20 protein-coding genes are annotated in these 19,156 nt (G+C 73.9%); 19 read left to right on the forward strand and 1 reads right to left on the reverse strand.

The genetic code is table 11. The features are described from left to right. Positions 1–23 precede the first annotated feature (23 nt). The 19 genes from ruvX (at position 24) to nusB (ending at position 18,336) form a co-directional block, all read left to right on the forward strand. Positions 24–500: a Holliday junction resolvase RuvX gene (ruvX, locus tag H7K62_RS09680; RefSeq protein ID WP_186717726.1), complete on the forward strand. Its 477-nt coding sequence runs from the start codon at positions 24–26 to the stop codon at positions 498–500. A gap of 34 nt (positions 501–534) precedes the next feature. Further along, entirely contained in the window at positions 535–1,713 is a 1,179-nt protein-coding gene (gene mltG / locus H7K62_RS09685) for an endolytic transglycosylase MltG (RefSeq protein WP_222437333.1), read from the forward strand. 2 nt (positions 1,714–1,715) lie between these two features. Then, positions 1,716–2,597 carry a shikimate dehydrogenase gene (locus H7K62_RS09690; protein WP_186717727.1) on the forward strand — a complete coding sequence of 294 codons (882 nt, stop codon included), beginning with the start codon at positions 1,716–1,718 and terminating at the stop codon, positions 2,595–2,597. An 87-nt stretch (positions 2,598–2,684) separates the two neighbouring features. Beyond that, complete coding sequence (locus H7K62_RS09695) at positions 2,685–4,034, forward strand: type IV pilus twitching motility protein PilT (RefSeq protein ID WP_370591695.1); 1,350 nt, start codon at positions 2,685–2,687, stop codon at positions 4,032–4,034. Then, positions 4,034–5,254 carry a type II secretion system F family protein gene (locus H7K62_RS09700; protein WP_186717728.1) on the forward strand — a complete coding sequence of 407 codons (1,221 nt, stop codon included), beginning with the start codon at positions 4,034–4,036 and terminating at the stop codon, positions 5,252–5,254. Before H7K62_RS09695 ends, H7K62_RS09700 begins: the two co-directional genes overlap by 1 nt. 171 nt (positions 5,255–5,425) lie before the next feature. Then, positions 5,426–5,908 (forward strand): type II secretion system protein, encoded by a 483-nt coding sequence (locus H7K62_RS21555; RefSeq protein ID WP_222437334.1) that lies wholly within the window; start codon positions 5,426–5,428, stop codon positions 5,906–5,908. Between the two features lie 145 nt (positions 5,909–6,053). Next, entirely contained in the window at positions 6,054–6,953 is a 900-nt protein-coding gene (locus tag H7K62_RS09710; RefSeq protein WP_186717729.1) for an Ig-like domain-containing protein, read from the forward strand. Then, positions 6,950–7,606, forward strand: a complete 657-nt coding sequence (locus H7K62_RS09715) for a PulJ/GspJ family protein (protein WP_186717730.1) — start codon at positions 6,950–6,952, stop codon at positions 7,604–7,606. Before H7K62_RS09710 ends, H7K62_RS09715 begins: the two co-directional genes overlap by 4 nt. 26 nt (positions 7,607–7,632) lie before the next feature. After that, positions 7,633–9,288, forward strand: coding sequence for a ricin-type beta-trefoil lectin domain protein (locus H7K62_RS09720; RefSeq protein WP_186717731.1), 1,656 nt, complete (start codon positions 7,633–7,635; stop codon positions 9,286–9,288). 4 nt (positions 9,289–9,292) lie between these two features. Then, positions 9,293–10,117, forward strand: a complete 825-nt coding sequence (locus tag H7K62_RS09725; RefSeq protein WP_370591697.1) for a prepilin peptidase — start codon at positions 9,293–9,295, stop codon at positions 10,115–10,117. A 96-nt stretch (positions 10,118–10,213) separates the two neighbouring features. After that, the gene (gene pilM, locus H7K62_RS09730; protein ID WP_186717732.1) at positions 10,214–11,242 is read left to right on the forward strand and encodes a type IV pilus assembly protein PilM; all 1,029 of its coding nucleotides are present in this window, start codon (positions 10,214–10,216) and stop codon (positions 11,240–11,242) included. Further along, positions 11,239–11,997, forward strand: a complete 759-nt coding sequence (locus tag H7K62_RS23765; RefSeq protein ID WP_186717733.1) for a PilN domain-containing protein — start codon at positions 11,239–11,241, stop codon at positions 11,995–11,997. Before pilM ends, H7K62_RS23765 begins: the two co-directional genes overlap by 4 nt. Before the next feature lies 1 nt (position 11,998). Beyond that, the gene (pilO, locus tag H7K62_RS09740) at positions 11,999–12,877 is read left to right on the forward strand and encodes a type 4a pilus biogenesis protein PilO (RefSeq protein WP_186717734.1); all 879 of its coding nucleotides are present in this window, start codon (positions 11,999–12,001) and stop codon (positions 12,875–12,877) included. Positions 12,878–12,900: 23 nt separating this feature from the next. Further along, positions 12,901–14,121 carry a hypothetical protein gene (locus tag H7K62_RS09745; protein ID WP_186717735.1) on the forward strand — a complete coding sequence of 407 codons (1,221 nt, stop codon included), beginning with the start codon at positions 12,901–12,903 and terminating at the stop codon, positions 14,119–14,121. 61 nt (positions 14,122–14,182) lie between these two features. Beyond that, positions 14,183–15,439, forward strand: a complete 1,257-nt coding sequence (gene aroC, locus H7K62_RS09750) for a chorismate synthase (RefSeq protein WP_186717736.1) — start codon at positions 14,183–14,185, stop codon at positions 15,437–15,439. Continuing rightward, positions 15,436–15,954, forward strand: coding sequence for a shikimate kinase (locus H7K62_RS09755; protein ID WP_370591717.1), 519 nt, complete (start codon positions 15,436–15,438; stop codon positions 15,952–15,954). The genes aroC and H7K62_RS09755 overlap by 4 nt, the downstream gene beginning before the upstream one ends. Positions 15,955–16,214: 260 nt before the next feature. After that, a complete protein-coding gene (aroB, locus tag H7K62_RS09760) occupies positions 16,215–17,276 on the forward strand; it encodes a 3-dehydroquinate synthase (protein ID WP_370591718.1) in 1,062 nt (353 codons plus the stop codon). Between the two features lie 47 nt (positions 17,277–17,323). Continuing rightward, positions 17,324–17,884 carry an elongation factor P gene (gene efp / locus H7K62_RS09765; RefSeq protein WP_186717738.1) on the forward strand — a complete coding sequence of 187 codons (561 nt, stop codon included), beginning with the start codon at positions 17,324–17,326 and terminating at the stop codon, positions 17,882–17,884. A gap of 38 nt (positions 17,885–17,922) precedes the next feature. Beyond that, the gene (gene nusB / locus H7K62_RS09770; RefSeq protein ID WP_186717739.1) at positions 17,923–18,336 is read left to right on the forward strand and encodes a transcription antitermination factor NusB; all 414 of its coding nucleotides are present in this window, start codon (positions 17,923–17,925) and stop codon (positions 18,334–18,336) included. A 113-nt stretch (positions 18,337–18,449) separates the two neighbouring features. On the opposite strand, the gene bldD is transcribed toward nusB, so the two are convergent. Beyond that, on the reverse strand, positions 18,450–18,956 hold the full coding sequence (bldD, locus tag H7K62_RS09775; RefSeq protein ID WP_186717740.1) for a transcriptional regulator BldD: 507 nt from the start codon (positions 18,954–18,956) through the stop codon (positions 18,450–18,452). Positions 18,957–19,156 lie beyond the last annotated feature (200 nt).

The raw sequence follows: 19,156 nt of genomic DNA on the forward strand, positions 1-19,156 counted from the left end.
GGACCTGACCCGGTGGAGCGCGCGTGAGGGACGGGGTCCGGCTCGGCGTGGACGTCGGGTCGGTCCGCGTCGGGCTCGCGGTCTGCGACCCGAGCGGCTCGATCGCCTCGCCCGTCGAGACGCTCAAGAGGGATCGCACGCAGCGCTCTGACCTGCGACGCATCGCAGCGGAGATCGCTGAGAGGGACGCCCTCGAGGTGGTCATCGGGCTGCCGGTCTCGCTCTCCGGACGTGAAGGTCCAGCGGCGGCGGCTGTGCGTGACTACGCTGCTGACCTGGCAGGCATGGTCGCGCCGGTGCCGGTGCGGCTCGTGGACGAGCGGTTGAGCACGGTCAGCGCCCACCAGGCGCTGACAGCCTCCGGGCGGTCCGGCCGTCGCCACCGAGAGGTGGTCGACCAGGTCGCGGCGGTGCTCATCCTGCAGACGGCCCTTGACGCTGAGCGCGCCACGGGCCGGCCGCCGGGGTCGACCGTCGACCCCGGGCCCGCCCCGGGCTGAGGCCGGGGGCGGGAGGAAGGGGCTGTGCGCGTCGATGGCTGGCTTGTCGCTGGAGGACCTGCCGGGGACCCCGGAGTCCCGCTCGTCCTCCGGGGACGGCGCGGGCGGGGGCTCGCGGTCGTCGCAGCGCCTGGCCGAGAAGGGTGACCGCCAGCGGCGCCGCAAGCGCCGCCGCACCGTCACCCTCGTGGTGCTCGCCGTGTGCGCGGTGCTCTTCGGGGCCTCCGCGGTGCTCGTGGGAGGTCAGGTCAAGGGCCTCGTGGCCAGCATGACCGAGAGCGGGGACTACGAGGGCGAGGGCAGCGGGACCGTGACGGTGCAGGTCCCCGACGGGGCCTCCGGCCGCACGATCGCGTCGGTGCTCGCCGAGGCCGGCGTGGTGAAGACCCCCGGCGCCTTCGTCTCGGCGGCCGCCGCGGACCCGAAGTCGGCGGGCATCCAGCCCGGCACGTACCAGCTGCGCAAGGAGATGTCCGGCGCCTCGGCGCTGGCGCTCCTGCTCGACCCCTCCTCGCGCACCTCCTGGAAGGTGCAGGTGCCCGAGGGCTACACGGCCTCGCAGATCTACCAGCGCCTCTCGGAGTCCACCGGCCTGCCCGTCTCCGCCTACGAGGCGGCCGCCAAGGACCCGCAGCTCGGCCTGCCCGCAGACGCGGGGGGCGCCGTCGAGGGCTACCTCTTCCCCGCCACGTACACCTTCGACCCGGGCACCACGGCCCTGCAGCAGCTGCAGCAGATGGTGCAGCGCACCACCAAGGCCATGGACGACGTCGGGTTCCCCGCCGACGCCTCCGAGCGCCACCGCCTCATGACCGAGGCGAGCCTGGTGCAGAAGGAGGGGGCCAACGCCGAGGACATGGCCAAGGTGGCGCGCGTCATCGAGAACCGCGTCGCCGCGGGCCAGCCGCTGCAGTTCGACACCACGGTCAACTACGCCAACGGCAAGACCGGCCTGACCACCACCGACGCCGACCGCGCGAACCCCTCGCCGTACAACACCTACCTGCACCCCGGTCTGCCGCCGGGCCCCATCGCCTCGCCCGGCGAGGACGCCATGCGCGCGGTGCTCGACCCCACCCCGGGAGACTGGCTGTACTTCGTGGTGGTCAACCCCTCCACGGGTGAGACGAAGTTCGCGGCCACCTTCGCCGAGCACCAGCAGAACGTGGCCGAGTTCCAGGCGTGGCTGCGCGCCAACCCGCAGCAGGGGTGAGCGTGCAGGCCGCCGTCTGGGGCTCACCGATCGCCCACTCCCTGTCCCCGGCCCTGCACCGGGCCGCCTACGCCGAGCTCGGCCTGGACTGGGCGTACGGCCGGCGCGAGGTGGACGCCGCCGCGCTGCCCGCCGCCGTCGCCGAGCTCGACGAGAGCTGGGCGGGGGTGTCGCTGACCATGCCGCTCAAGCAGGCCGTGCTGCCCCTGCTGGCGCAAGCCTCGGAGCTGGCGCTGGCCGTGGGCGCCGTGAACACGCTGCTGCCGGTCCCCGGGCGCCCCGGCGCGTGGCGCGGGGAGAACACGGACGTGCACGGCGTCGTCGCCGCCCTCGCCGAGGCGGGGGTGCAGCGGGCCGAGTCGGCCGCGGTGCTGGGCGGTGGGGCGACGGCCGCGTCCGCGGTCGCCGCGCTGGCGCAGCTGGGCGTCGCCGAGCCGGTGGTGCTGGTCCGCTCCGTGGAGCGCGCCCGGGCGCTGCTCGACGTCGCCGAGCGCCTCGGGGTGCGGGTGCGCCTGCAGCCCTGGGGGGACGCCGGGCACGCCGCCGCGGTCCTGGCGGGCTGCGGCGCGGTGGTCTCGACGGCACCGGCCGGAGCCGCCGACGCCGTCGCCGCTGCACTGGTCGACAGCGGTGCGCGACCGGCGGGAGCCCTCCTCGACGTCGTCTACGCCCCCTGGCCCACAGCCCTGGCCCGGGCGTGGGACCGGCTCGGCGCGCCCGTCGTCGGCGGCTTCTCGATGCTCGTGCACCAGGCCGAGCGCCAGGTCGAGCTCATGACCGGGCGCGAGGCCCCGCTGGAGGCCATGCGCACCGCCGGCGAGGCGGCCATGGCCGCCACCCCGGACGACGACGAGGACGCGGCCTCCCGCCTCGTCAGCCGCTGACGCCCAGCGCTCAAGCCCCCCGCCCGCCGCGCCGATGGGACGCAGGACGGGAGGGCTGTGCCCTCGGTGCGTGAGCAGGAGGACCGCGTGAGCAGCTGGAGCGGTGGGACGGGCGACGACTTCGGCGTCACGTGGAGCGGCGCCGACGGCTCCACCACCGCCGCGCACCCCGCGGTGGCTGCCCCGGCTGCGGGTCCCGCTGCGGTTCCGGCGGCGACGTGGCACCCGTCCTCCCTGCTCCAGGACGACCCGCTCCTGCCGCCGCCCGCGCGCACGCCCGACCCCGGGCACCCCGCGGTCTCCGTGCCGGTGCAGCACGCACCGGAGCAGCCCCGGGCCGGTGTCGGTGGTGGTGCCGCTGACGACGAGTCCGTGCTGGACATCACGGCGGTGCTGCGGGCCATGCTGGCCACCGGCGCCTCCGACCTGCACCTCACGGCGGGGGCCCCGCCCACCATCCGGCTCCACGGTGGACTGCGCCCGCTGGAGGGGTTCGAGGTGCTCAGCGGCGCCGTCCTGCAGCGCAGCCTCTTCGGGATGCTCACGCAGAAGCAGCGCGCTCGCTTCGAGGAGGACCTGGAGCTCGACTTCGCGCACTCCGTCCCCGGCCGGGGGCGCTTCCGCGTCAACGTCTACCGCCAGCGGGAGTCCCTCGGTGCCGCGTTCCGCGTGATCCCCGCGGAGATCAAGCCCCTGGACACCCTCGGCGTGCCGCCGTCGGTGGCGCACTTCGCCACGCTGCCGCGCGGCCTCGTGCTCGTCACCGGTCCCACCGGGTCAGGCAAGTCGACCACGCTCGCAGCCCTGGTGGACCTGGCCAACTCGACGCGCAGCGACCACATCATGACCGTCGAGGACCCCATCGAGTTCCTCCACCGCCACAAGAAGTGCCTGGTCAACCAGCGCGAGGTGGGGGAGGACACCCACTCCTTCGCCACCGCCCTCAAGCACGTGCTGCGCCAGGACCCCGACATCATCCTCGTCGGTGAGCTGCGCGACCTGGAGACCATCTCGGTGGCGCTCACCGCCGCCGAGACCGGTCACCTGGTGTTCGCCACCCTCCACACGCAGGACGCCGCGCAGACCATCGACCGCGTGGTGGACGTGTTCCCCGCCGAGCAGCAGGAGCAGGTCCGCACCCAGCTGGCCGGCGCCATCCAGGGCGTGGTCTGCCAGACGCTGTGCAAGACCGCGGACGGCAAGGGCCGCGCCGTGGCCACCGAGGTGATGATGGCCACCCCGGCCATCCGCAACCTCATCCGCGAGGGCAAGACCCACCAGATCTACTCGGCCATGCAGGCCGGTGCCGCGCACGGCATGCACACCATGGACCAGCACCTGGCCGACCTGGTGCGCCGCGGCCGCGTCACCCGCGGTGAGGCCGCGGAGAAGGCGCACAGCCCCGAGGACTTCGCCCGGCTGGTGGGCGGCGTCTGATGGCCACCTCGACGCTGTACGAGTACACGGTCCGCGACGCGGCCGGCAAGCTCGTCACCGGCAAGCTCGAGGCCGCCGACGAGGCGGCCCTGGTGAGCCGGCTGCGGGCGCAGGGCCACGCGCCGCTGTCGGTGAAGCCGGCCGGTGTCGGCCTCAACCGCGAGATCCGCCTGCCCGGCAGCGACCGGGTGGCGCTGAAGGACCTCGCTGTGATGTCCCGCCAGTTCGCCACCATGATCAGCTCGGGGCTGTCGCTGCTGCGGGCGCTGACCATCCTGTCCGACCAGACGCAGAACAAGGCGCTGGCCAAGGTGCTCGGTGCGGTGTCCATCGACGTGCAGGGCGGCTCCTCGCTGTCCGTGGCGATGGCCAAGCACCCGCGCGTCTTCCCGCCCCTGATGATCAACATGACGCGCGCCGGCGAGGTCGGCGGCTTCCTCGAGGCGGTGCTGCTGCAGGTCGCTGACAACTTCGAGGCCGAGGTCAAGCTCCAGGCCAAGATCAAGTCAGCCATGGCCTACCCGGTGGTCGTCTTCGTCATCGCCATCCTGGCGGTGGTGGGCATGCTGCTCTTCATCGTGCCGATCTTCGCCGGCATGTTCGCCTCGCTCGGAGGGCAGCTGCCGCTGCCCACGCGGATCCTCGTGGTGCTCTCCGACGGACTGCGCGTCGGAGCGCCGGTCATCCTCGTGGTGGGCGTCGCCGGGGCGGTCGCGTGGATGCGCTGGAAGCACCACCCGAAGGTCCGGGGGGTCGTGGACCCCCTCAAGATCAAGCTGCCGGTGTTCGGCCAGCTCTTCGCCAAGATCGCTCTCAGCAGGTACACCCGCAACCTCGGGATGATGATGCGCTCGGGGGTGCCCATCCTCCAGAGCCTCGAGATCGTCGGGGCGACCGCGGGCAACGTGGTGCTGGAGCGGGCCTCGGAGGACCTCCAGGAGAGCGTGCGGCGCGGTGACTCCATGGCGGCGCCGCTGACGCGGCACAAGATCTTCCCACCGATGGTCTCGCAGATGCTCGCGGTCGGTGAGGACACCGGAGCGCTGGACACGATGCTCGAGAAGGTGTCGCAGTTCTACGACCAGGAGGTCGAGGCGACCACCGACGCCCTCACGAGCCTCATCGAGCCGCTCATGATCGCCGTCCTCGGCAGCATCATCGGCGGCATGATCATCGCGCTGTACATGCCGATCTTCTCGGTGTTCAACCTCATCAAGTGACCCTCCGTCACTGACCTCCGCAGGGCGCTCACCGACCGTGGTGGGCGCCCTGCGCCGTCCGGGTGAGCGGGCGTTTGGCCGGTCAAGGGGTGCTCCCCGGTGTCGATACCAGGACTGCAACGGGGGCGTGCGGGGGTCGCGCGTCCAGGACTCGAGAAGGGGGAGCTGGCCATGATGGCTCGCATCCGCAAGGCCATGGAGGAGAAGGACCAGGGCTTCACCCTGATCGAGCTCCTCGTCGTCATGATCATCATCGGCATCCTCGCGGCGATCGCTGTGCCGGTGTTCCTCAACCAGCGCCAGAAGGCCGTGGACAGCAGCATCAAGTCCGACCTGCGCACGGTGGCGCAGAGCGCCGAGACGTCGATGGTCGACACGCAGATCTATCCGGCCAGCGCGAACAGCACCAATCCCTCGAGCGGGGCAAACCAGATCACGATCGGCACCGCCACCATCACGTTGAGCTCAGGCAACGTCATCGCCTACAAGCAGAGCTCGGACAAGGCCAGTTACTGCGTGGTGGGCTCCAATGCGCGAGCGTCCGCCACTGGTGCCACCGGTTCGACGGCCGGCACCTTCTACTACTACTCCAGCCTCAACGGTGGTCTGGGCGGATCGGCTGTGCTCGCCTCCGCCCTTCCTGCCGGCTGCTGATGTGGCTCGACAGGCCCGCACCTCCGGGTGCGGGCCTGTCGTTCGTCACCCGGAGCTGTTACCCGTCGAGGAACGAGCCGAGACGCACAGACGAGGAGGAACCATGAACGATGCAGCTGGGACTGCGCTCCGCGGCGACGATGCCGTGGACGATGGCTTCACCCTCGTCGAGGTGGTCGTCGCCCTCGGGCTGCTCGGCATCATCGCCACCGCCACCCTCGGCTTCTTCATCTCGGGCGTGCGCACCTCCACCGACCTCCAGCGCCGCCAGGTCGCCGTCGCCCTGGCCAACGCCGCCGTCGAGGACTCCCGGCGGCTGCCGGTCACCATGCAGTCCACGACGGTGAACGGCACCACCACCACGTGGCCGCTCCTGGTCAAGGGGCGGCCCCAGGCCGACGTCACCACCCAGTGGGCCAGCGCTCCGTCCTCGGTCACCTCGACCACCTTCCCGGCCTCCGACCCCTCGGCGACGACGCCCGCAGCGGCGCTGGCGCCCCTGTCGTCGACGAGCACCGTGGGCAGCGCCTCCTACACCACCTCCGTGGTGATCGGCACGTGCTACCGGCTGCGCTCCACAGCGAGCGCCCCCTGCGACCAGGCGGGACGCGCCCGCTCGGCGACGCCGCCCGCGGGCTACGAGGAGCTGGTCCGCATCAGCGCGACGACGTCGTGGGGGACCGCCCTGGACTGCGCGAGCGGCACGTGCTCGTACACCGCGAGCGTGCTCGTCGACACCAGTCCCGACCCGCTGTGGAACACCAGCGGCGGTCGTGCCGTCGACGACGTCGCCTCGGCCGCGAAGGGCACCACCGTGGAGCTCAACGTGCTCGCCAACGACACCATGATTCCGGCGGCGAACAACCCGGTCACCGTCGTCTCCACGCCTGCTGGCATGACCGCGTCGGCCGACGCGAACGGCAGGATCCTCCTGACCGTGCCCGCCTCGGCGAGCACCGGCACGGTGGTGCTCACGTACTCCGTGCGCGATGCGTACGGGGCTACGTCCAACACGGCCAGCGTGCAGATCACGGTGACGCAGTGAACCGGCGCCCGCGGTGGTCCCCGCCGCTGCGCTCGAGCGGCGAGCCGGACGGAGACGAGGGCGTCACCCTGGTCGAGACGCTCGTCGCCATGAGCATCTTCTCGGTGGTGCTGACCATCTTCATGGCCGCCGTGCTGTCGATGACGACGAGCACGGGGCGCGTCAACGCCACCACGGACGCCGGCGACGGCGTGCGGGCGGCGTTCCTGAGGCTCGACCGGCAGGTGCGCTACGCCGACGCCATCAACCAGCCCGTGCAGAGCTCGAGCGGGAGCTGGTACGTGGAGTTCCGCACGTCCCAGCGCGCCGACGGCCAGCCCACGCTCTGCACCCAGTGGCGCTTCGACCCGTCCGCCCAGGTGCTGCAGCTCCGGTCGTGGGCGGACGGCCAGGCGCCGGCCTCCGCGTTCCAGACCATCACCACCGACGTGCTGCCCCCCGAGACCGCCGGCTCGTCCCCGTTCGTCGTGGAGAAGGCGGACGCGGACCACGCCAACCAGAAGCTCACGGTGGCGGTGTCGGCGGGGTCGGGTTCCGGCGCCTACGCGGGGAGGGCGTCCATGCAGACGTCGTTCGTGGCGCGCAACAGCTCGATGTCGTCTGCCAGCAACACGCCGGGCACCTCCGTGTGCCCGCAGGCGACACGACCGTGACCCGCCGACCGACTCGAGGGGTGCGCATGTTCCGCTCCGCTGTGCGACACCTGCGAGCCCGCGCCGCGACGGGGGTGTCCGGTGGTCCCGACGGTCCCGACGCCGGCGCGGCCCTGCTCACGGTCGTCCTGCTGATGTTCGTCGTCATGGCGCTCGCCACGCTGGTCCTCGGAGCCGTGGTCAGCCAGGTCGGCCCGACGCAGGCCACCCAGCAGAGCACCCAGGTGGTCTTCGCCGCGGAGACCGGCCTGCAGACCACGCTCTCCCAGCTGCGCACGAGCACGGGCACCACCGGAGCGGGGCAGCTCAGCGCCCTGCCGTGCTCGGTCTCGGACAGCGTGCCCAGCAGCACCGGTGCGCTGTCCTTCACCGCGCGGGTCACGTACTTCACCCAGGACCCGTCCGGCAAGGACGCCACCTGGCTGAAGGCCAACCGCATCCCGCCGTGCACCGGGGAGGCGACCGGTCCCACCGCCGCCGGTGCCGCCATGACGACGCAGCCCGCCTTCGCCCTGCTGAGCGTCACCGGGACCGACAGCGGCAGCGGGGCCCGGGTGCACTCCCGCTCGCTGCTGGCCCAGTACGCGTTCAGCGTCAGCAACCGCAACATCCCCGGCGGCGTGCTCTTCACCGCGACCAACCAGGCGTGCCTGCAGGCCACCTCCGACACCGCCGGATCGACGATCACCTACGCACCGGGCACCGGCTGCTCCGCCGACACACCCACCCAGCGCTGGGTCTACGACACCGGCTACCATCTGGCGCTCGCGTCCACCATCACCACCACGACGACGACGGCGCAGAACGGCACGCAGACCACCACCACGAGCGCCCTGTGCATCACCCAGCCGGACCTGAGCGCGACTGACCGCACGGTGACCCTGCAGGCCTGCACCCTGGACTCGCGCAACCCGATGCAGCTGTGGAGCTACGAGGGCGGGGGCCACTTCCGAGGGCAGAACGCGGACAACACCAACTACGGGAGCAACTGCCTCTACGCCGGCCACACCTACCTGGCGGGTGGCGACGTGCTCCAGGCCGGCGGCGACAGCACCTGCTCGTCGTCGACGCAGGACTGGGGCTCCTTCAGCCCCGAGGCGCGGGTGGGCGCCGGTGCGGCGTCGATGCAGACGTCGCAGATCGTCAACTACAAGCAGTTCGGGCGCTGCGCCGACGTCACCAACCAGAACTCCGGCTACAGCTACATGATCCTCTACCCGTGCAAGCAGGACCCCAGCGGCGGGACCAAGCTCAACTGGAACCACCGCTGGTACTACGGCGCCGAGAGCGGCACCGCCAACGAGCCGAGCGGTGCTGACGGCATGTCCACGCGGATCCGCATCCGCGTGAACAACGACCCGAACCAGACGCTGTGCCTCACCACGCCCTCGGCGGCGGCGACCCCCGCGTACGTGGTCTTCCGCACCTGCGACAACACGGCCTCCCAGCAGTACACGCGCTTCTACACCACCGGCAGCTACGCCAGCAGCTACACGTTCGTCACCTCGGACGGCCGCTGCCTCGGCATCGGCCCCCAGCAGCAGCCCGGCGGTGGCGGCGTGTACTGGTCGACGATCATCGCCGACACCTGCTCCGGCGGCCCCGACCAGAAGTGGAACGCCCCGCCCACGGCGCTCGACTCCAGCGTGACCCGCCAGCTCGAGACCTCCACCGGGTCGTGACGGCGTGAGCGCGCTCCTGAGCGCCCCGGTGGACGTCTTCGCCGCGCTCGCGGCGGGGCTGGTCGGGCTGGCCGTCGGCTCCTTCCTCAACGTGGTGGTCTGGCGGGTGCCGCGCGGCCTGTCGGTGGTGCGGCCCGCCAGCGCCTGCCCCTCCTGCAGCACCCCCATCAGCGCCCGCGACAACGTGCCGGTGCTGTCGTGGCTGCTGCTGCGCGGCCGCTGCCGCAGCTGCGCCGCGCGCATCAGCGCCCGGTACCCGCTGGTGGAGCTGGCCACCGCCGCCCTCTTCGCCCTCACCACTACCTGGGCGGTGCGCCAGGACCAGCTCGCCGTGCTGCCGGCGCTGCTCTACCTCGTCGCCATCGGCGTCGCCCTGGCGCTCATCGACCTCGACGTGCGCCGCCTCCCCGACGCCATCGTGCTGCCGTCCTACCCGGTGGTCGGAGCGCTGCTGGGGCTGGCCGCGCTGGTCGAGCACGACGGCGGGGCGTTCGTCCGCGCACTCGTCGGCGGCGCCGCGCTGTGGCTGCTCTACTTCGCGCTCTGCGTGGCCCGGCCGGGAGGCATGGGCTTCGGCGACGTCAAGCTGGCGGGCGTGCTGGGCGCCTACCTCGGCTACGCCGGCTGGTCGGCCCTGCTGGTCGGGGCCTTCGCGGCCTTCGTGCTCGGCGGGGTCGTGGGCGTGGCCCTGCTCGCCTCCCGCCGCGGTGGACGGCGCAGCGCCCTGCCCTTCGGGCCCTTCATGCTGACCGGGGCGGGCCTCGGCATCGCGGCCGGGGCGTCGCTCGCCCACTGGTACCTGCAGGTCAGCGGCATCGTCGCCGCCTGAAGACCGCCCGAAGCGCTCAAGTGCCGCCACCAGAGGCCGATAGCAGGGAAGAGCGCCGAAGGATCGGCGCCGCTGTGCTGACCAGGGAGGGCTGACGTGGCACGACGCACGTCGATCGGGCTCGACATCGGCTCCGGAGCCGTGCGGGCCGCCGAGCTCTCCTTCGGGGCCGGGGGAGCGGTGCTGGAGCGCTGCGCCCACGCACCGCTGCCGGACGGCGCGGTCCGCGACGGTGAGGTGGTCGACGCCCCCGCGGTCTCGGCCGCCATCGCCGAGCTGTGGCGCCGCGGCCGCTTCAGCCACCGCCACGTGACCGTCGGCATCGCCAACCAGCGCGTGGTCGTCCGCGAGATCGAAGTGCCCAAGATGCCGGCGGCCGACCTCAAGAAGGCGCTGCCGTTCCAGGTCCAGGACGTGCTGCCGATGTCCGTCGACGACGCGATCATGGACTTCCACCCCCTCGAGGAGCGCACCACCGGCTCCAGCGCGGTGGTGCGCGGCCTGCTCGTGGCGGCCTGGCGCGACACCATCGCCACCCTCGTGGAGGCCGTGGAGGGCGCCAAGCTGGTCCCCGAGGTGGTGGACCTCACCGCCTTCGCCGTGCTCCGCGCCGTCGGCTCGGGCGTCGCCTCCGCCTCCACCGAGGCGCTCGTCGACGTCGGCTCCACCATCACCCAGGTCGTCGTCCACTCCGGCGGCGCCCCGCACTTCGTCCGCATCCTCATGGCCGGCGGTGACGACATCACCGCGGCGGTCGCCGAGCGCAGCGGCGTCTCGCTGCTGGAGGCCGAGGACCTCAAGCGCCAGGTGGAGGCCCTCGACGAGGCCGCGCTGGCCACGCCCGCCGGCCAGGCCGTGCACCAGGCGGTGCAGGGCTTCCTCGAGGAGGTGCGCAGCACCGTGGACTACGCAGCGGCCACCAGCGGCCACCGCGCAGAGCGCGTGGTGCTCACCGGCGGGGGAGCGCGCCAGGCGGGCCTGGACGCCCAGCTCGCCGCCATGACGGGGCTGCCGGTGGAGGTCGGCACCCTCGAGCACCGCCTGCGCCGCGGGCGGCACCTCGGCGCCGTCCACCCCGACAGCGCCACCATGGCCGTCGGCCTCGCCCTCGGAGCGACCGCGTGAGCACGCTCATCGGCGCCCGCCGCTCCAGCGACCGCACGCCCGCCGGTGCGCCCACCGCAACGACCACCGGCGCGCCCGCCGGCACGCCCCAGGCCGGCGGCGGCGTCCCGTGGGCCGCGCCGCGCGTCAACCTGCTGCCCCCCGAGGTCGCCGGCCGCCGCGCCGTCCGCGCGGTGCAGCGCCGCACGGGCCTGGCCGCGGTCGGCGTCGTCGTCCTCATCGGTGCGGTGTGGGGCGTCGGCCACGCCCAGGCAGCGGCCCAGGCCGAGCGCCTGGACGCCGCGAACGCGCAGGTCGCGGCGCTGCAGGCGCAGCAGCTGAAGTACGCCGAGGCGCCGCAGACCGAGAAGCGCGTGCAGGCGGCCGAGGTGGCCCGCGCCACCGCGATGGCCCAGGACGTGCGCTGGTACGCCTTTGTCGACTCCCTCACCCGGGCCATGCCCGCCACCACGTGGCTGGTCTCGGTGGACACCACCCTCAGCGACGGCGCCTCGGCTGCCACCGCCACCACGGCCGCGGCCGCCGCCGCAGGTCCGGCCCCGGTGGGCCAGGTGACCATCTCGGCGCGCACCACCTCCTACGACGACGTGGCGGCCTACCTCGACGCCCTCGCCGCGGTGCCCGGCGTCAGCGGCGCCTTCCTCACCACCTCCTCGCTGGACGTGGGCCAGAGCCCGGCGGTGGTGACGTTCGCGGTCACCGCGACCGTCACCGACACGGCGCTGACGCACCGCTTCGACCAGAAGGCGAGCTGACATGGCCCTCTCCACGTCCGCGCTGAGCGCTCCCCGCCCGCCGGCGGCCGTGCCCCGCACCGGCCCGTGGGCCGCCGGCGGCGCCGGAGCGCTCGCGCTGGTCCTCGTGGCCGGCTGGTTCCTGGTGGTCTCCCCGCAGCGGTCCTCCATGGCCGAGACCGAGGACTCCATCACCCAGGCCCAGAGCAGCGTCACCACGCTCAGCGCCCGCGTGGCGCAGCTCAAGCAGCAGTACGCCTCGCTGCCGGAGCTGCAGGCGCAGCTCGCGTCGCTGCAGGCGCAGCTGCCCGGGGACCCGGCCCTGCCCGACCTCGTCCGCGCGCTGCGCGCCGCCGCCGCGAGCGCCGGGGCCGAGCTGACGGGCCTCACCCCGTCCGCGCCGACGGTGCTGGGCGCCGACAGCGCCGCCGCGGCCGCCCCCGCTCCCGCCGCCGCCGCGACCGGCACGGCCACCGACAGCCCCACTGCCGCCGCGACCGCCGGCACCGCGACCACCACCACCACCACGACGACGACGACGACGACCGGCGCGGCGGGCGCCGCCAGCGCGCAGGGGCTGCTGCGGATCCCGGTGACCGTCACGGCCACCGGCAGCTACGCGGCCCTGCAGGGCTTCCTGGCCGCGGTGCAGCAGCAGCAGCGGCTGCTGCTCGTGTCCGGCACCGGCTTCGCACCCGGAGGTGGGGCGACGGGTTCCGACCTGACGCTGACCATCACCGGCGACGTGTTCGTGCTGCCGTCCGCCGGCGCGACGACGGCGACGGCTGCCACCGCCGCCACGGCGGCCGCCACGGCCGCGAGTCCCACCGGGTCGCCCACCGGGCTGGCCACCGCAGCGGCCACCGCCGCCGCGACCACCGCCCCCACCAGCGCCGGCTGACCGGACCGAGGAGAGGAGCAGCGATGCACGACGACCACGACGCCGCGCCCCTGACGGGCGGCCCGCGGCCCGCGCCCAGCCCCTTCGGCGCCCTCCCCGAGCCGGCGCCCTCGCCCTTCGGCAGCCCGTTCGGCGGTGCCCCCTCGGGCAGCCCCTTCGGCGGCGGGACCCCGGCGCTCCTCGCCGACGACGCGAGCGAGGACGCCCTCGCCGACGACGACCTCGTGAGCGCCGTCTTCGCCACCACCGCCCCCTTCGCGGCTGCGGCTGCGGCTGCGGCGCCCGCGCCCGTGGCGCCGTTCGGCACCTCACCGGCCGCGCCCGTCCCGGGCGGCCCCGCGGGCACCTCGACCGCGCCCGGCCTCAGCGCCGCCACCCTCTTCGGGGCCCCCTCCGCAGCGGCCTCGGCGGTGCCGGGCGTGCCCAGCCCGCGCGCCGCCGCCGACGGCGTGGTCGCCGCGCGGACCACCCCGGGTGCCGCCCGTGAGCGCCGACCCGTCAACCCGCTGCTGGCCGTGGCCGTCGGCGGCGCGGCGGTGCTGGCCGGGGGCCTGGTCGCCCTCACCCTGCTCGGCGGCAGCGGCGACGACGTCGCCACGGGCACCGTCGTGGTGCCCGGTCGCCCGAGCGCCACGGCGTCCGCCTCGCCGACCGCCACCGCCGGGACCTCCGGTCCGGCTGCCGGCGTCTTCGCGCCCAACGCGCGGGACCCGTTCCTGCCCCTGGTCGGGGCGCCCGCGGGCGGCTCGCCGTCCAGCACCGCCTCCGCCGTCCCCACCGCTGCCGCGACGCTCCCCGCCACCGGCGGGACCACCGGCGGGACCACCGGCGGGACGACGACGGGCGGCGGCACCACGACCGGCGGGACGACGACGGGCGGCGGGACCACCGGCGGCGCGGGCACCACGGCCGGCGGGTCGGGCGGCACCGCCACGCAGCTCACCAAGGCCCAGGTCTGCACCGCCGTCACGGACCCGATGAACCAGGTCGAGCAGCTGCTCACCGCCAGCTCGACCGGGGCCTCCGGCGCCGTGGACGCCGGCCTCGCGCTGCGCAACCCCGTCGCCGTGCTGCGCACCGCGGTGTCGCTGACCAGCGACTCCCGGCTCGCTGGGCGCCTGGACATCGCGGCCAGCACGGCCGAGGCGCTGCGCGCCCAGCTCATCGCCGGCACCGCCGCGACCGCCGGCCAGGTGGCCACCCAGGTCTCGCGGGACGCCGACGTGCGCAGCGCCTGCGCCTGACACCGGGCGCGGGCGTCGGCGGGTCGTCGTCGTCCTCGGGGTCCGTGGGAGGATCAGCCACGTGCTGCGCTGGCTGACCGCGGGGGAGTCCCACGGCCCCGCCCTGGTCGGGGTGCTCGAGGGCCTGCCCTCGGGCGTCTCCGTCACCACCGACGTCCTCGTCGCCGCCCTCGCGCGGCGCCGCCTCGGCTACGGCCGCGGCGCGCGGATGAGCTTCGAGCAGGACGAGGTCACCGTGCTCGGCGGCCTGCGCCACGGGGTGACCCAGGGCGGCCCGTTCGCCGTGACCATCGGCAACACCGAGTGGCCCAAGTGGTCCACGGTCATGTCCGCGGACCCCGTGGACCCGTCGCTGCTCAAGACCACGGGCCGCAACGCCGCGCTGACCCGGCCGCGGCCGGGCCACGCGGACCTCGTGGGCATGCAGAAGCACGGCTTCGACGAGGCCCGCCCGGTGCTCGAGCGGGCCAGCGCCCGCGAGACCGCCACCCGCGTGGCCCTCGGCGCCGTCGCCGCCGCCTTCCTCGAGCAGGCCGCCGGCATCCGGCTGGTCTCCCACACCGTCTCCCTGGGCCCGGTCGCCGTGCCCGAGGACGCGTGGCTCGAGGTGGGGCTGCCCCACCCCGACGACGTCGCCGCCCTCGACGCCGACCCGCTGCGCTGCCACCACCCGGCCACGAGCGCCCGCATGGTCGAGGAGGTCGACGCCTGCCACAAGGAGGGCGACACCCTCGGCGGCGTGGTGGAGGTGCTCGCCTACGGGCTGCCGCCGGGGCTGGGCAGCCACACCCACTGGGACCGTCGCATCGACGGCCGCCTCGCGCAGGCCCTCATGGGCATCCAGGCCATCAAGGGCGTGGAGGTGGGCGACGGCTTCGAGACCGCCCGCCGCCGCGGCTCGGCCGCCCACGACGAGATCGAGAAGGGCCCCGACGGCGTGATCCGCCGCCGCACCGGGCGCGCTGGCGGCACCGAGGGCGGCATGACCACGGGCGAGGTGCTGCGCGTGCGCGCCGCCATGAAGCCCATCGCCACCGTCCCGCGGGCCCTGGCCACCGTGGACGTCGCCACCGGCGAGGCCACCCAGGCCCACCACCAGCGCTCCGACGTCTGCGCCGTCCCCGCCTCGGGCGTGGTGGCGGAGGCGATGGTGGCGCTGGTCCTGGCCGACGCGCTGCTGGAGAAGTTCGGCGGTGACTCGGTGCCCGAGACCGCCCGCAACGTGCGCGCCTACCTCGACGCCATCCCCGAGCTGCTGCGCACCCGCGTCGACGGCGCTGACGGCGCCGACGGGGCGGACAGCGCGCCGGACGCCTGAGCGTGGCCCCCCGGGTCGTGCTCGTCGGCCCCATGGGGTCCGGCAAGTCCGCGGTCGGAGCGCTGCTCGCGGCCGACCTCGGCGTGCTCCTGCGCGACACGGACGCGGATGTCGAGGCCGTCGCGGGGCGGCCCGTGGCGGCGGTGTTCGCCGAGGACGGCGAGCCGGCGTTCCGCGCCCTGGAGCGCGCGGCCGTGGTGGACGCCCTGCGCGAGCACACCGGCGTCGTGTCGCTGGGCGGTGGGTCCGTCCTGGACGACGACACCCGCGCCGACCTCGTGGCGCTGCGCTCGCCGGTGGTGCTGCTCACGGCCACCTGGGAGCACGTGCGCGACCGGCTCGGCGACACCAGCACCCGCCCGGTGCTCGCCGGCGGTGCCGAGACCCGCTGGCGCGAGGTGATGGCCGCCCGGGAGAGGCACTACGCCGAGGTGGCCGACCACGTGGTCCCCACCGACGGACGCTCGGCGCGCGCGGTGGCCGACGTCGTCCTGCGCCTGCTCGCCAGCACCTGAGGCGGTGGACCGCGGCTGCAGGTGACCTCGGTCAGTCCCGGAGGTGACCTCGGTCAGTCCTGACGGGGCGGTGCTGGGCCGGTGCCTCCGCAGGTGACCTCGGTCGGGTTCGGAAGTCCATGATCACGGTGGGTGCTGCGCACAACGCCCATGATCACGGAGGGGGGGTGGGGGGCTCCGTAGGATCGGTCGACGTGAGCACCGCCGACAGCACAGGCCAGCCCAGCGCAGGCCAGCCCAGCGCAGCCCAGCCGACCCGGATCACCGTGGCCGGTGAGGCGCCCTACGACGTGCTCGTCGGCACCGGCCTGCTGGGGGAGCTGCCCGGCCTGCTCGGCGAGCGCGTGCAGCGCGTGCTCGTCGTCCACCCGCGAGCGCTCGCGGCCACCGGAGAGGCCGTCCGGGACGACCTCGCCGCCGCCGGCTTCGAGGCCTACCTCGCCGAGGTGCCCGACGGCGAGGACGCCAAGCGGGCCGAGGTGGCCGCCTTCTGCTGGGGCGTGCTCGGCCAGGCCGGCTTCACCCGCACCGACGCCGTGGTCGGCGTGGGCGGGGGAGCGGTCACCGACCTCGCGGGCTTCGTGGCGGCCACGTGGCTGCGCGGCGTGAAGGTGGTCCAGGTGCCCACCACGCTGCTGGCGATGGTCGACGCCGCCGTGGGCGGCAAGACCGGCATCAACACCAAGGAGGGCAAGAACCTCGTCGGCTCCTTCCACCCCCCGGCGGGCGTGCTGTGCGACCTCGCGGCGCTGCGCACCCTCCCGGTCAACGACCTGGTGGCCGGCATGGCCGAGGTGGTCAAGTGCGGCTTCATCGCCGACCCCCGCATCCTCGAGCTGGTCGAGGCGGACCCGGCCGCCGTCCGCGACGCCGGCGCCCCCGTCATCCGCGAGCTGGTCGAGCGCGCCGTGCAGGTCAAGGCCGACGTCGTGGGCCAGGACCTCAAGGAGTCGGGCCTGCGCGAGATCCTCAACTACGGGCACACCCTCGGCCACGCCATCGAGCTGGTGGAGCGCTACGAGTGGCGCCACGGCGCCGCCGTCAGCATCGGGATGGTCTACGTCGCCGAGCTGGCGCGCCTGGCCGGCCGCCTCGACGACGCCGTGGTCGACCGCCACCGCAGCGTGCTCGGCGCCGTCGGCCTGCCGCTGACCTACCGGGGCGACCGCTGGCCCCAGCTGCTCGAGGGCATGCGGCGCGACAAGAAGACCCGCGGTGACCTGCTGCGCTTCGTCGTGCTCGACGACGTGGCGAAGCCGAGCAGGCTGGAGGGCCCGGACCCCTCGCTCCTGGCGGCGGCCTACTCCGCGATCAGCGCCTGATCGCCGGTGACCGGGGCACCGCCGCGGTCCCGGTAACATGGCTCCACGTGGCATCGACGAACGACCTGAAGAACGGCCTCGTGCTCAACCTCGACGGACAGCTGTGGTCCGTCATCGAGTTCCAGCACGTCAAGCCCGGCAAGGGCGGCGCGTTCGTCCGCAGCAAGCTCAAGAACGTGCTGTCGGGCAAGGTCGTGGACCGCACCTTCAACGCCGGCACCAAGGTCGACACCGCCACGGTCGACAAGCGCGACATGCAGTACCTCTACCGCGACGGCGCCGACTTCGTCTTCATGGACTCGGACACCTTCGACCAGATCACGGTCTCCGAGGCGACCGTGGGCGACGCCGCCAACTTCCTCCTCGAGAGCGCCGAGGTCATCGTCGCCGTCCACGAGGGCACGCCGCTGTACGTCGAGCTGCCCACGTCGGTGGTCCTCGAGGTCACCTACACCGAGCCGGGCCTGCAGGGCGACCGCTCCACCGGCGGCACCAAGCCCGCCACCGTGGAGACCGGCTACCAGATCCAGGTGCCGCTGTTCCTCGAGACCGGCACCAAGGTCAAGGTCGACACCCGCACCGGGGACTACCTCGGCCGGGTGAACTGACCCGCTGACCTCGACGACGACGACGGACCGCCGCTGACGTGGCTGCACGCACCAAGGCCCGCAAGCGCGCCCTCGACCTGCTCTTCGAGGCCGAGCAGCGCTCCCTCGACCCCGTGGCGCTGGCCGCCGACCGGCTGGCCAGCGGCCACGTCCCGGTGCCGCAGTACAGCCTGGACCTCGTGGAGGGCGTGCAGGCGCACCGCGAGCGGATCGACGAGCTGCTGGAGACGTACTCGCACGGGTGGTCGCTGGACCGGATGCCGGCGGTGGACCGCAACCTGCTGCGCGTGGGCGTCTTCGAGCTGCTGTGGTGCGACGACGTCCCGGACGCCGTCGCGGTGTCGGAGGCGGTGGGTCTGGCCTCGGAGCTGAGCACCGACGAGTCTCCGGCGTTCGTCAACGGGTTGCTGAGCCGCCTCATGGAGCTCAAGCCGGGGCTCGTCGACAGCTGACGCCCGCACGCCGCCGGCCGGCGGTCACAGCTGGTGAGCGCGGTGGACGCGAAAGACCCCCGCACCGGATCCGGTGCGGGGGTCTTCTCCGTCGATCTGACGACGCTGCGTGATCAGCTGCTCTGGGCGACGGCGCGCCGGGCGTCGGGGTCGAGCACGCCCCAGCTGATGAGCTCCTCGGCCAGCTGCTGCGGCGGGAGGTCGTAGATGACGGCGAGGGCGCGCAGGTCGTCCGAGCGGATCGACAGCACCTTGCCGTTGTAGTCGCCGCGCTGGCTCTGGATGGTGGCGGCGTACCGCGCGAGCGGGCCGGCCTTCTCCGAGGGGACCGACTGCAGGCGCTCCAGGTCGAGCACCAGCTTGGGCGGGGGCTCGCTGTGACCTGCGCTGCCGCCGTCCGGCAGCAGCGCCGAGACCGGCACGCCGTAGAAGTCGGCCAGCTCGGCGAGGCGCTGCACCGTCACGGCGCGGTCACCGCGCTCGTAGGAGCCGACCACCACGGCCTTCCACTGCCCGCCGGAGCGCTGCTCCACGCCCTGCAGGGACAGGCCCTGCTGGGTGCGGATGGCGCGCAGCCGGCTGCCGAGCGCCTTGGCGTACCCCGATCCTTCCTCAGACATGCCGTCCCCTCTCTCCGTCCTGAGCACACACGCATCTACTGACAGTGATCGTCACGGGGAGTGACCCCCAGGTCAACTCCAACGACGTCACAGGCAGTAACTGTTCACCCAGAGTGACCATCGACGACCTGACGGCGACTGCCGTCGACGGACGCACCGTCCCCCGCGCACAGCGTCCCAGAGCTGCGCCGGGTGCGGTC

This window comes from Quadrisphaera sp. RL12-1S (assembly GCF_014270065.1).
In the GTDB taxonomy this organism is placed as follows: Bacteria; Actinomycetota; Actinomycetes; order Actinomycetales; family Quadrisphaeraceae; genus Quadrisphaera.